At 74.4% G+C, this 11,882-nt stretch carries 13 protein-coding genes and 1 pseudogene; 2 read left to right on the forward strand and 12 right to left on the reverse strand.

Annotated features, from left to right (window positions below):
- Window positions 1-117: 117 nt before the first annotated feature.
- The 6 genes from MXD62_RS20255 to MXD62_RS20280 all read right to left on the reverse strand — a co-directional run bounded on the left by MXD62_RS20255 (window position 118) and on the right by MXD62_RS20280 (window position 4,510).
- Entirely contained in the window at window positions 118-552 is a 435-nt protein-coding gene (locus tag MXD62_RS20255; RefSeq protein WP_248831091.1) for a CBS domain-containing protein, read from the reverse strand.
- Between the two features lie 138 nt (window positions 553-690).
- Complete coding sequence (locus MXD62_RS20260) at window positions 691-1,806, reverse strand: cation diffusion facilitator family transporter (RefSeq protein WP_248831092.1); 1,116 nt, start codon at window positions 1,804-1,806, stop codon at window positions 691-693.
- On the reverse strand, window positions 1,803-2,219 hold the full coding sequence (locus tag MXD62_RS20265; protein ID WP_071066894.1) for a helix-turn-helix transcriptional regulator: 417 nt from the start codon (window positions 2,217-2,219) through the stop codon (window positions 1,803-1,805). The genes MXD62_RS20260 and MXD62_RS20265 overlap by 4 nt, the downstream gene beginning before the upstream one ends.
- 115 nt (window positions 2,220-2,334) lie before the next feature.
- On the reverse strand, window positions 2,335-2,928 hold the full coding sequence (locus MXD62_RS20270) for an alpha/beta hydrolase (RefSeq protein ID WP_248831093.1): 594 nt from the start codon (window positions 2,926-2,928) through the stop codon (window positions 2,335-2,337).
- A gap of 308 nt (window positions 2,929-3,236) precedes the next feature.
- Window positions 3,237-3,710, reverse strand: coding sequence for a bacterioferritin (gene bfr, locus MXD62_RS20275; protein ID WP_248831094.1), 474 nt, complete (start codon window positions 3,708-3,710; stop codon window positions 3,237-3,239).
- A gap of 365 nt (window positions 3,711-4,075) precedes the next feature.
- Window positions 4,076-4,510, reverse strand: coding sequence for a response regulator (locus MXD62_RS20280; protein ID WP_248831095.1), 435 nt, complete (start codon window positions 4,508-4,510; stop codon window positions 4,076-4,078).
- Window positions 4,511-4,809: 299 nt separating this feature from the next.
- Here MXD62_RS20280 and MXD62_RS20285 point away from each other — a divergent pair, with 299 nt between their 5' ends.
- A complete protein-coding gene (locus tag MXD62_RS20285; RefSeq protein ID WP_248831096.1) occupies window positions 4,810-6,129 on the forward strand; it encodes a hypothetical protein in 1,320 nt (439 codons plus the stop codon).
- Between the two features lie 10 nt (window positions 6,130-6,139).
- Here MXD62_RS20285 and MXD62_RS20290 read toward each other — a convergent pair whose 3' ends face one another.
- From MXD62_RS20290 to MXD62_RS20310, 5 genes are all read right to left on the reverse strand, one after another.
- Window positions 6,140-7,720, reverse strand: a complete 1,581-nt coding sequence (locus MXD62_RS20290) for a CoA transferase (RefSeq protein WP_248831097.1) — start codon at window positions 7,718-7,720, stop codon at window positions 6,140-6,142.
- On the reverse strand, window positions 7,698-8,387 hold the full coding sequence (locus MXD62_RS20295; protein WP_248831098.1) for an AIM24 family protein: 690 nt from the start codon (window positions 8,385-8,387) through the stop codon (window positions 7,698-7,700). Before MXD62_RS20295 ends, MXD62_RS20290 begins: the two co-directional genes overlap by 23 nt.
- Window positions 8,388-8,460: 73 nt before the next feature.
- Window positions 8,461-9,252 carry a bifunctional 2-polyprenyl-6-hydroxyphenol methylase/3-demethylubiquinol 3-O-methyltransferase UbiG gene (locus MXD62_RS20300; RefSeq protein WP_248831099.1) on the reverse strand — a complete coding sequence of 264 codons (792 nt, stop codon included), beginning with the start codon at window positions 9,250-9,252 and terminating at the stop codon, window positions 8,461-8,463.
- A 27-nt stretch (window positions 9,253-9,279) separates the two neighbouring features.
- Window positions 9,280-9,726 carry an NUDIX domain-containing protein gene (locus MXD62_RS20305; protein ID WP_248831100.1) on the reverse strand — a complete coding sequence of 149 codons (447 nt, stop codon included), beginning with the start codon at window positions 9,724-9,726 and terminating at the stop codon, window positions 9,280-9,282.
- A 61-nt stretch (window positions 9,727-9,787) separates the two neighbouring features.
- Entirely contained in the window at window positions 9,788-10,786 is a 999-nt protein-coding gene (locus tag MXD62_RS20310) for a TerB family tellurite resistance protein (protein ID WP_248831101.1), read from the reverse strand.
- A gap of 342 nt (window positions 10,787-11,128) precedes the next feature.
- Between MXD62_RS20310 and MXD62_RS20315 the strand changes: the two genes are divergently transcribed.
- Entirely contained in the window at window positions 11,129-11,485 is a 357-nt protein-coding gene (locus tag MXD62_RS20315; protein WP_248831102.1) for a hypothetical protein, read from the forward strand.
- A 151-nt stretch (window positions 11,486-11,636) separates the two neighbouring features.
- Here the strand turns inward: MXD62_RS20315 and MXD62_RS20320 are convergent.
- A pseudogene (locus tag MXD62_RS20320) lies at window positions 11,637-11,882 on the reverse strand (proline dehydrogenase); the annotation flags it as partial.

The raw sequence follows: 11,882 nt of genomic DNA on the forward strand, positions 1-11,882 counted from the left end.
GCGGGCGGGGCCGCGGGGGGGGGGGGCGGGCCCGGCGGGCCCGGCCGGCCCGCCGCCGCCGGGGCAGGCGCCGGGCGACGCCTGCCACGGGCTGACGCCGGACGGGACCGGTCGGAATCAGACGACCCGGTCCGCCGGGCCGCTCTTGATCGCCTCGACGAGAGCGCCGAGCTTCTCACCGGAGAGGTTCCTGGCCAGGTCCGCCTCGCTGATCATCCCGACGAGCCGCTTGTCGTCGATGACCGGCATCCGCATCACCCGGTGCGTCATCATCTCGTTCAGGACGGTGTCGAGGTCGGCGTCCGCCCGGACGAACAGCGGCTTGCCCTTCCCGAGGTCACCGGCCCGGGTCGACGCCGGGTCCCGACCCTCCGCCACACAGTTGATCACGATGTCGCGGTCGGTGATGATGCCGCCGAGGCGGTCGTCGGCGCCGCAGATCGGCAGCGCGCCGACGCCGAGGTCGCGCATCATGCGGGCCGCGCTGGCCAGTGACTCGTCCGCGCCGACGCACTTCGCGTCGCCGTGCATGATGTCCCGAGCGGTCGTCATGGCTGTTTCCCCTTCGTCGTCATGCCTGCTGGGAGCCGTCCCGCGGCTTCCGGGGAAGCCGCGATCCGACTCGACATGACATACCCACCGCGACCGGGTGCACACGATCAGTCCACAATGGCGACGGTGCGCCGGGGATCAGTGGCGGTGCGCCGGGGCCAGCTGGTGCGCGGTCACCCTGCGCACGTCGCACGGATCGCCGCCGGCGGGCGAGCACGGCTCGCACTCCGTCTCGACGGTGGCGTGCACGACGCCGTGCTTCTCCGCCAGCACCGCCTTGACCCGGTCGGAGACCGCCCGCGCCTCCTCGAGTGTCGGATGGCCGGCCACCTCGACATGGGCGCTCGCCGCGGCGACCCGGTCGGACAGGCCCCACACGTGCACGTCGTGCACCCCGGTCACGCCCTCCACGGCGAGGACGTCCGCCTGCACTGCCGCCAGGTCCAGCCCGGCGGGGGTCGCCTCGAGCAGCACCCGGGACGACTCGGCCAGCAGGCGCACGCCCTGGATCCCGATCAGCGCCGCCACGACCAGGGAGAGCGCCGGGTCGAGCCAGTACCAGCCGCTGGTGAGCCAGATGACGAGCCCGGCGCCGGCGACCGCGACCGACACCAGCGCATCGCCGGCCAGGTGGGTGACCGCCGCCCTGGTGTTGAGATCACCGTGCCGTTCGTGGACGAAGAGCGCGCTGACCCCGTTGCCGACGGCCGCGGCGATCGCCACGATCAGGACGACCAGGCCGTCGACCGGCTCGGGGTGGGCGAGCCGCCCGGCGGCCTCGACGCAGACCAGGGTGGTCACGACCAGCACGCTCGCCGCGTTCGCCTGGGCGGCGAGCACCGGCCAGCGCAGCCCGCCGAAGGTCCGGGTGGCGGACGGCGCCTGCCTCGCGAGCCGGATCGCCATCAGTGCGAACGCGACGCCCGCCGCGTCCGCGAGGTTGTGCGCGGCGTCGGCGAGCAGGGCGACCGACCCGACGAGCAGCCCGGCCGCGGCCTGGCTGACGACGATCGCGACGTTCAGGCCCGTCGCGAACGCCAGCCTGCGGTGCTGGGAGTCGAAGCCGCGCGGAGCGGACCCACCCGCCGCGTGCTCGTGCCCGCCCGGCGCGCCGGGCCCGCCGTGGGCGTGGGTGTCGCCGGAGTCGTGGGTGTCGCCGGAGTCGTGGCCGTGGGCGGGCCGGGTCTGCGGCGGGACGAGACCCTGACCTTTGTCGTGCCCGTGGTCGCCGTGGCGGCCTTCGGGGGTGTTCACCGGTCCACCAGGTCGGTGAGGTCGCGCGCGGCGACGCTCCCACCGGTGGGCACGAACCGGGCCGGCTGCTCCCCAGCGGGCGCGACGAGATCGCCGCCGGGCTCCCCGTGGGCGTGGTCGGGGTCGACCGCGAGCACCACGCTGAGCAGGTCGTCCAATGCGTGCGCGAGGGCGTCGTCGGCGAGCTCGTAGCGCAGGCGCCGGCCCTCGGAGACGGCCACCACCAGCCCACAGCCCCGCAGACAGGCGAGGTGGTTGGAGAGATTCGTCCGGCTCACCGAGAGGACCTCGGCGAGCTCCGTCGGGTAGGACGGGCCCCTGCGCAGCACGAGCAGCAGGCGTGCCCTGGTGGGATCGGACAGAGCGTGCCCGAACCTGGCCAGGACCTCACCGTGCACCACAAGCTTCACCATAGACTGAACAGTACAGCGACCGCTGACGTCAGTCGATCCTGAACAATCGACACAGCCCGAACGGTCGGCACAGCCGCATGGCGCCCGCCGAGCGCCGGGCGGCGGCCGGCGGGCCTCAGCCGGCGATCAGGTCCTCGAGGAAGAGCAGCACCCGGGCCGGGACACTGCGCCGGCCCGGCCCCGCCAGCACGGCGTGCCCACCGGGGACCACGGTCAGCTCGGTCCGGGCGGCCGTCCGGGTGGTCATCCGCACCAGCTGCAACGGGCTGATCGGGTCGTCCCGGCCGTGGATGAGCAGGATGGGGAGATCGGGCAGCACCCGTGGCGGCGGGTCGCCGACAGGTATGCCGGCGACCGGCACGTGCAGCAGCGGCAGCCCGAGCAGAACGAGCCCGTCGGGGCGCACGGCGGGTGAGCCGGCCATCGCCAGCGCGGCCAGCGCGCCCGAGTCCGAGCCGAGGAGGACGAAGGGGAGTCCGGGGCGGCGCACCTCGCCGACGGCGTGCGCCACGTTCCCGCCGGCGGGAACGACCGCGGCGGCGTAACCGTCGAGCGCCAGCCGCCGGGCTAGCCACTCGTAGGGCTCGCGGCTCTCGCCCCGCCCCATGAGTATCGCGACGGCCACCCGGACCGGCTCGGCGAGGAGGTCGTCACCCGGGACGGTGTCGTAGTCCGCGAGCGGGGGGCTGATCGTTGTCGAGGGCGTCATGGCGCCGTGGTCTCCTTCTCTGGCGCTCCGTTGCGCCGTCACGGCCCGCGGCGGGGGATACGCGAGGCTCGTGCCGCCGGCGTCACCGGCGCCGCGGCCCCGGGCCCACATGAGTCACGGCGGGGCCAGGAACCCCGGCAGACTATCTCCCGCGCCGGGGTAGCGGCGGAGGCCAGGGTGTCCGCCGAGCGACACCGCCAGGCGACACCACCGAACCGCACCGCCCACGGCGGGCCCTCCGCCGATCCCGGGGCGCGGCGCCCCGGGATCGGCGCGACTGGCGCCAGCAAGCCGTCGCCGATCCCCGACTAGCTCTCGTGGATCTGCTGCGTGAGGTAGTTCGTCGCGCCGAGCTGGGCGATCAGCGTGAGCTGGGCGTCCAGCCAGTCGATGTGCTCCTCCTCGGAGACGAGGATCTTCTCCAGCAGCACCGCCGAGCCCACGTCCTTCTTCGACCGGCACAGCGCGATGCCGTCGCGCAGAAGGCTGACCGCCTCGTCCTCCTGCGCCACATCGGTCTCCAGCTGCTCCTGCACGGTCTCGCCGATCCGCAGGGTGTGCAGCCGCTGCAGGTTGGGTAGGCCGTCCAGATAGAGAACGCGCTCAATCAGCGCATCGGCGTGTCGCATCTCGTCAATGGACTCGTGGTAGAAGTAGTCCGCCAGTCGGCGATATCCCCAGTTACGCTGCATCCGCGAATGCAGGAAGTACTGGTTGATGGCCGTCAGCTCGTTCGTCAGCACCTTGTTCAACAGGTCGATGATGTCCTTGTCGCCACGCACCGTCTACATCTCTCCTCAGTCGTCTTCGACGCGCCCACAGGCCGCGGGGGTGCAGCCTTTCCGGACGAACGGCCACGGTCACCGGGATCTCCGGCACCGTTCCGGCACGTCCGCGCCGGTCCGTCCTGGGTGGCGTCGCAACGCAAGGTACCCGGACCGTCGCCGGACACCCTGGCCACCACCACCGAAGGCCACCGCCACCGGAGGCCACCGCCACCGGATTGGGCCGGCGCGCCGCAAATTCGCCCAGGAAACAGGAAATCACAGTGGAGCCCGGCTCGCATACCGGTGAGAGCGCCGCGAACCTCACATCGACGCCTATTTAGGCTAGCCTGTCCTCAGTTAGGGAAGGCTTCGCTGACGCGTCACCGGCGAGGCAGCCGCACCAGACCGAGATAGAAGTCGTCGATCCGATGAATCACCTCGACGAAGGCCTCGAAGTCCACGGGTTTCGAGACGTAGGCGTTCGCGTGCAGCGTGTAGCTGTACAGCACGTCGTCCGGCGCCTCCGAGGTTGTCAGCACAACCACCGGGATGGACAGCAGCCGCGGGTCCGCCTTCAAAGCGCTGAGAACCTCCCGGCCGTCCATCCGCGGCATGTTGAGGTCCAGCAGGATGAGGTCGGGCCGAGGGTTCGCGGGGTCCCGCAGGTAGGCCATCGCCTCCACGCCGTCGACGGCCACGTGGAGCTCGTGGTTGACACCGCGGTCGGTCAGCGCCTCCTCAACCATCAGCGTGTCGCCGGGGTCGTCCTCCACCAGCAGGATGTTGAACGCGCGAACAGCGGCGGCAGCGGTCACGAACGGCCTCTCTTGTCACGGAGTCTGGATCAGCTCGGAGCACCGGCCGGACGCCGTGGCGTCACGCCCGTGTCCGGCCATCGTGCGGCCGCCGGGCACGACCGTCGGCGCGGCCAACGATAGGCCGATCGACAGCGGGGCGGGGCGCGGGGCGTCCACCCGCGCGCTCCCGCCCGCGGGTGCGCCACGAACCACCAGCCACCCGGACCAGCCCTGGCGACGGGGCGTAGCCGTCGTGCGACGCTGAGGCTGGAGCGATCCCCGCCGGGACATCGTCAAGACAGCATGGAGTGCCATCAATGCGACGTGTCGTGGACGCGGACGCGGCGCTGTTCGTGGGCTGCGCGCTGACCAACGCCCTCGGCATGACCGGGCTGGTCCGCACCTTCGGCTATCCCGGCATGCTGAACGACCCGGCCGCGGCGACGCTGGCCGCGCTGGGCTCGCGGACCTGGACCCTCACGCTGTTCACCCTGCTCACGGCGGCATCCGCGGTGCTGCTCGTGCCGCTGACGACGCGGATCGTCCGCCTCGGGGCCGCCCCGGGCCCGGGCCGGCCGGCCGCGAACCCGAACCGGGCCGCCTGGGTGCTGCTCCTCACGGGCCTCGCCGCCGCGACCGCCATGATCTTCGAGTGGTCCTTCTGGCTCATCGGGGTGCCGCTACTCACCCGTAATCCGCCAGGACCCGGGCCGATCTCCCCCGGTGTGACCACCTTCGACGCGTTGCGCGTCGCTCTTGGTGTCCTGTGCGGCGAGACGATCGGCCCGCTGCTGCTGGCCGCCTGGACCGTCCTGGTCGCGTCCCGTTTCGTCGCGTCCGTCTTCGACGACTGGTGGCCGCTCGCGCCCGCCCGTCCTGACCGTCCTGACCGCCCCGGACGCAGCCCGCTCGGAGGCCGGCTCGTCGGGCGCGGGCTGGTCGAACGCGGTCGCCGCCTTGTCGCCGCGGCGGCGGACTGGCTGCGGTTGGAGGTCCTGCGCTGGGCACGGCCCGTCCTCATCGGGAGCGGCCTCGCCTGCGCCGCGCTGCTGTTCGCGGCCGCCGTCTCGGCGGCGGGCCTGCTCCCCACGCCCCACCTGCCCGTTCTCGCCCGCCTGCTGTGGAGCCTGTGGCTGGCCGGGATCGGGGCCCTGGTCTGGATCTCGCGGGCCCGGGGAGCGGGCCCCCGGCACGGGGCGGGGGGCCACGGCGTCGTCCTCGGGCTCCCGTGGCGGGCGGGCGGGCCCCGGGCGGCCGCCCGGCCGCGCCCGTTCCAGCGCACGCCCTTCCGGTATACGGCCTACCGCGCCGCCGCGCGGAGCAGGGCGCTCCCCCGGCACCGGCCAGGCCAGCTCGACACCGGTCCGGTGAAACTGCGGGCCGAAGTGGGCGGACTGGTCGAAACGGGCGGGAACGACGCCGTCACCGAGGCCGGCGACGAGGCGGTCGTGGACGCGGGTCCCCACGCCCGCGTCGCTCATGCCACGGCCGATGCCCACGCCGACGCCAATGCCGGCCCCGGCCCCGACCCCGACGACGACGGGATGGATCCGCCGACCGAGATCGTCTCCGGGCTCCGGGAGGTCCACGCGGCGGGCGACGACGAGCCCGCGGATTCCGGGTCCGCTGAGGGCTGACCTCGTCCGCTCAGCCGGGCAGGCGGGGGCGGCGCGGCGCGAGCACCCGGCCCTGGGCGCCGGACTGGCGCACCGTCCAGCCGAGCTCGTCGGAGCCGGTGACCGACCAGGGCCGTTCCCCCCACCGACGCCCCGGATCGCTCAGCCCTCGGCCGCGGACCCGCGGGGCGGCGACGAAGGCCGCGACGTCGCGCATGGCGACGTCCAGCAGGGCCCCCCGCCCGGCCGCCCGGCACAGCGCGACCGCCAACGCGCCGAAGAGGCCGGTCAGCGGGTCGGCGATCGCGTCACCGCAGAACACCGGGACGGAGCCGCCGGGAGCCGCCCGGTCCCAGCCGACGAGTCCACCGGCGACGGCGGCGTCGTCACCGAAGGCGACCGGGCCGGGCCCGTGCCCGCCGGCGCCGGCCGCCCGCCCGTACCCGGTGATGCTCAGCCAGACCCGACCGGAACGGGCCCGCACCCACCGGTCGGCGTCCAGACCGAGCTGCGCGAGCGCGCGTGGCCGGGAGCCCTCGATCACGACGTCGGCCCGCTCGACGAGCCGGTGCAGCGCCGCCCGCCCTCGCGGGTCGGTGAAGTCGAACCGCTCCTCGTCCTGGCCCGCGTGCAGCCACCGGTAGAAGTCCGGGTCACCGAGCCGTGCCCCGTCCGGGCGGTGCACGCTCTCGACCTTCACAACCCGCAGGCCCATCCGCCCCAGCAGGCGGGCCGCCAGCGGACCAGCCCACAGCGACGAGAGGTCGACGACAAGGGGACAGCCGGCCCCGTTCCCACCCGCCGCCGGTCCGGCGGCCTCCCCCTGCCGGCCCGGCACCTCGCCCTGGACGGCGATGCCCTGGACGGCGATCCGGACCGGTGGCCGGGGCTCCGCCGGCTCGGCGGACGGGAGCGACGCCACGGGTAGCCCAAGCAGCCAGGCACGATCGACCAGGTCGGCGCGGTCATGGGCGGGCAGCAGGGCGGTCAGCGCCGCCCATGTCGACTCAAGTGGGTCACTGTGACCACCCGCGGGCGCGGTGACCTCCGCGGGATCCACGCCGAGCAGCGCCGGGAGCATCTCCACGTCGTCCCGCCGGGCGAGGTTCACCGCGACCCAGCCGTCGGCGGCCCGCAGCAGCCGGCAGCCGCCGTTGGCGGAGATCGTCCCGCCGCGGCGCAGGCCGAGCAGCGCGGCCCGGCCCGCGAGCAGCTCGGGGACGTCAACCTCGACCGCCGCGCCCAACTGCGCGGACGCGGCGCGGAGCAGCACGGCGGCCGCCCGGGCCCGCCCCAGCACCGGAGCGTCCGGCACGACCGGGACCGCCGCGGGCCGGCCGGTGAGCCACATGAGCCCGGACCCGGCCCAGTCGAGCGCGGGCCTGGCCGCGGGCGCCGCCGCCGGCCGGGCCTCGAACGGCGCGGCCTCGAAGGGCAGGGATTCGAGCGGGAGGGATTCGAGCGGCAGGCCCGCCGCGAGCAGCGCCTGTCGCAGTTCGACTGCCAGCTCGGCCTCGGCCTCGGCCTCGATCTCGGCGTCGGCGTCGGCGTCGGCGTCGGCGTCGATCTCGGCGTCGGCGGGGCCGAGGTCAGCTGCTCGGTTCCGCGCCACGAGCCGGGATCTCACCACACTGGACCACCACGAAGCCACCGCGCCCGCTGTACTCGATCTGGGCGAGCTCGCCGGAGGTGCGCCCGATCAGATTGCCCACCTTGAAGCTGGAGATCACCCGGGTGCGGACGCCGGCCGTCCAGGCGACTGCCGCGTCGCGATCGACGCACACCGGCTCGTCCGTCGGGAGGACGAGCGGGCTGCCCAGGCACAGCACGCCGACGCCGCCCGTTCCGGAGATCTCGGTGTTGAACACGCCGCCCGCGATCATCGCACCGATCCCGCCGGACGTCGTAGTGATCTTGTAACGGACGCCGGACTCCAGGGCGAGCAGGCTGCGGCCGTTGACCGTGATCCGGTCGTTGTCCAGGTGGAAGATCGAGATGTGGCTGCCGGACTCCGCGAACCAGACGGTGCCGCGGCCCTTGACCCGCATCAGGTCCTGGCCCTCGCCGGTGACCGCGCGCCGGAGATAGCCGCCGACGCCCTGCCCCTTGTAGGCGAAGTCGACCTTGCCGCGGTAGGCCACCATGGACCCCTGCTTCGCGTACATCTCGCCGCCGTCGAGGCGGACCCGGAGCATCCGGTCGCCCTCCTCGAGCGCGAACGGCGGACCGCCGGAACTTCCCGCCGCATGCTGCCCAAGTGGTTGATTCACAGGCACCATTGAACGCCGGACGGCGATCCCCGTCACCACCGATCGACAAGGCCGGGCCGGCCGATCCGCCTCCGGGGCCGGGTCAGTCCCGGCGGTGCACGCTCACGGCGTAGCCGTCCTCGGGACGGTCGGGCGCGCCGTCCCAGGTCGCGAAGCGGCGCTCGAGGGTGAGGCCCGCGCCCACGCACCAGCGGTCGTACTCGGCGAGGCCGAAGGGCGCCTCGGGCAGCGGCAGGTGCGCGCCGTCAAGGCCGAACCCGGCAACCAGAAGGCCACCCGGGCGCAGGACGCCCGCGAGGACCCGCAGCACGTGCGCCTCCGTGCCCTCCGCGAGCAGCGGGATCACGTTGCCCGCCGCCACGACCAGGTCGAACGGGCCAGCCCGGCCCGCCGGCGCCGTGGCGCCCTGGTCGGCGAGCGCGGCGGGCAGGTTCGCGAGATCGCCGAGAATCCAGGTCACCTCGCCGGACACCGCCTTCGCCCGCGCGAGCATCGACGGGTCGACATCGACACCGGTGCACGAACAGCCCAGCTCGGCGAGCCGGATGGCGACCCGCCCGGTGCCGCAGCCGGCGTCGAGGATCCGCGCACCGGCGGGGACGAGCGCGGCGCAGAAGCTCGCCTCGCCGTGAATGTCCAGGCCACTGGCCGCGAGGCTCGCGAACCGCTCGTCGTAGCGGTCCCCCACGGCGACGCTCGGCGCACCTCCGCCGCGCGTACCGGTCAGGGACGCCCAACGGCTCGGCGGCGCCTCCCCCGCCGGGCCGCCCGAACCAGCCCGGCCGGCCGCGGGGCCACCCTGCCCGGGAAGATCACCGGGGAGATCACCGGGCTGATCCGGGAAACCGCCGCGTTCGCCGGTGCCAGTAACCACCAGGCGAGATTATCGGACGGCGGAGTGTCACCTCGCGGCCGGCGCCGCTCCGTGCCAGCTCGGCTCCCGGTCGGCCAGCCAGCCGTGGATGACGTCCCGCAGGCTCGCCGGGCGCAGGTCGAGGCCAGACAGGTTGCCGATCGACACCGAGGTGATGTCAACGTCGAACTCATGGCTGCCGATCTGCGCACCCCAGGGCAGATCGGCGGCGAACAGGACGTTGATCTCCTGGTGGCGGACGCCGCCCTCGACGTAGACGTTCTCGGCGCAGCCGATGAACTCCAGGTCGGCCACGTCGAGGCCGGCCTGCTCCTGGATCTCCCGGCGCAGGGCCGCCTCGACCGTCTCGCCCGGGTCCACGTTGCCGCCCGGCAGGTAGAACCACGGCTGCCCGCGGCGGTTCGCCAGCAGCACGCGGTCCTGGGCGACGAAGAGCACCCGGGCGCTGATCTCGACGGGGGCGGGCGGGGCCATGAGCGCTCCAGACGGGGGGTCGATGCAGGGGCGGGGCGGGGCGGGGCGGGGCGGGGCCGGGCTAGGCGATGCGACGGGCGGAGTGCATCCCGAACTCGGCGGGGTCCAGCCTGAGCACCTGCACGGCCTCGAGGACGACCGCCTGTTCGCTGGCGACGAACTCACCGTCCACCCGCCCGATGACCTCGCCCAGATGGATCACCGCCGCCGCCTCCATGGGCCGGTTGCGGACCTTCGCGATCTCGGTGAACACGGCGGCCCGGCCGGCCTGCGGATCGGTGACGAGGCGCCGCAGGTGCGCGTCGAAGAGGGCCTCGAGCTCGTCCGGCGGGAAGTGCGACATGACCGGGTCGCTGGCCACGAACGCGCGCAGCCCTTCGCGTTCCGCCGGGTCGACCCGGCCGTCCGCGGCCGTCACCAGCGCGCACATCGCGACCGCGGCGTCGCGGAAGGCATTGCCGCGAAGCTCCTCCCTCCGGGCGGCGAGCTGCGCCCGCAGGGACGCGACGGAAAGGCGGCGCCCGAGGCGCCCGACCTCGCCGGCGCCCGGCTCGATGCCCCGCCAGACGGGCCATTCGTCCATGACCCACCTACGCACCGCCGCGCCCACCGGCAGCGGGCGGATCCGCGTGGTGAGGAGCAGATCGGACTTGACGGGGGCCAGGTCGTGCCCCTGCCAACCGGGCGGGACCGGTACTCCGGCCGGCCACTCCGCGGCGAACAGGATCGTCAGGGTGTGGGCCTGCCCGAGGCCGGCGGCGCTACCCAGGTCTCCCCCGGCGTGCTCGGCCGCGCCGACGAAGCGCCAGCCGGGCGGCCGCGTCGCGGACGGGCCGCCGGGGCGCCCGGCCGGCCGGCGGGCGGGGGCGGCGCCGAGGGACCCCAGGTCACCGAGGGCGGCGACGTGGCGGGCCAGCGCCTGCTCGGTGTTCTCCTCGGGCTCCACCGGGCCGCCCGGCAGCACGTGCCAGGTGTCGTCCGGCGGGCGGGCGAGCAGGACGCTGCCGCCCACCCGGACGAGCAGGCGGGTCTCGAGCCGTATCGAGGCGGGCGAGGACATCGCGGTGAACCTCCCGGGGCCAGGACGAGGAGCGCGGGTGCCCGCGTGGACAGGCCGCGGGGGACATCATCCCCCAGACGGGTGGTCCGCCGGCACGGGCCGCCGCAGCCACTCGGTCACGGATGTGGTCCGACCGTCACCGAAACGAACCGAAGACGGGTCCGGGACGGGTCGCGCCACGGCGCATCAATTCGCCGCCGTTGGTGTAGCCCTGCGCATGTCGGGCATACAAGGAGCACGGACGAAATCTGCCTCCCGGCCCCGCTTTCGACCCGAGAGCGGCAGTAGCCGAGCCGCCGTCCCCTCATCTCACCCTGCGCGGCCTTGGAAGGGCGGTGCGACATGCGCACGGTTATCGCTGCGGCGGTCCTCGTCGTCACGGCGGGGGCGGGTTTCGCCCTCGTCGGTGGCGCGGGCGGCGCCGCGTGGAGCTATGCCCTGGTGGTTCTGATCGCCGTCGGCGCCGCGTGGTTCGCCGCCCGCCTCGCGCCCGGCTACCGGCTGGGAATGGGCGACGGCACCTGCCCGGAGTGCCGTGGTGAGGGGCGGGCCTTCTACGGCAGCGGCCGGACGACCTACCGTCGCCGCTGCCGGGCGTGTCGCGGCTCCGGCTCGGCCCCCGCCGACCTGCGGATCCCTGAGGCCCTGCTCCACCCGGGCACCCGGACCGACGGGGAGACCGTCCCGGTCCAGCGGTGACTCCCGGTCCGGCAGTGACTCCCGATCCGGCGGTGACTCCCCGTCCGGCGGTGGCGGAGCGCCGGTGACGGCACGAGCCGAACGGCCCCGCCCTGTCCCGTGCCCGCCGGCTCCGTGTCCGCCGCCTGCGCCGGCCGGGCCGCCCGCGGACCTACCGCGCGCGAGCCGGCCGGAGCAGGCCGTACCCGACGTACGCCCTGGTCCGGTAGCCCTCGGCGACCAGCCGCCGGTGCTCGCGGCCGAGCGTGCCCGTCAGGGCCTGGAACTCGAAGCTGTCGCGGCGGCGACCGACATGCATGGCCAGCCGGGCGGTGAGCGCGATCAGCCCCGGATCGTCCGTGGCGACCACGGGATAGCCCGGCCCGGCCATGAGGACACCCAGGGAGCTGGCGAACGC

Origin of the sequence: Frankia sp. Mgl5, from assembly GCF_023242985.1 — a bacterium.
GTDB classification, from domain to species: Bacteria; Actinomycetota; Actinomycetes; order Frankiales; family Frankiaceae; genus Parafrankia; species Parafrankia soli.

Bases quoted from the DNA above. Each gene is read 5' to 3' on its own strand.
- MXD62_RS20285 (WP_248831096.1), top strand. From the start codon at position 4,810: ATGCGACGTGTCGTGGACGCGGACGCGGCGCTGTTCGTGGGCTGCGCG.
- MXD62_RS20305 (WP_248831100.1), bottom strand. From the start codon at position 9,726: ATGGCCCCGCCCGCCCCCGTCGAGATCAGCGCCCGGGTGCTCTTCGTC.
- MXD62_RS20315 (WP_248831102.1), top strand. From the start codon at position 11,129: ATGCGCACGGTTATCGCTGCGGCGGTCCTCGTCGTCACGGCGGGGGCG.
- MXD62_RS20265 (WP_071066894.1), bottom strand. From the start codon at position 2,219: ATGGTGAAGCTTGTGGTGCACGGTGAGGTCCTGGCCAGGTTCGGGCAC.
- MXD62_RS20295 (WP_248831098.1), bottom strand. From the start codon at position 8,387: ATGGTGCCTGTGAATCAACCACTTGGGCAGCATGCGGCGGGAAGTTCC.
- MXD62_RS20310 (WP_248831101.1), bottom strand. From the start codon at position 10,786: ATGTCCTCGCCCGCCTCGATACGGCTCGAGACCCGCCTGCTCGTCCGG.
- MXD62_RS20270 (WP_248831093.1), bottom strand. From the start codon at position 2,928: ATGACGCCCTCGACAACGATCAGCCCCCCGCTCGCGGACTACGACACC.
- MXD62_RS20255 (WP_248831091.1), bottom strand. From the start codon at position 552: ATGACGACCGCTCGGGACATCATGCACGGCGACGCGAAGTGCGTCGGC.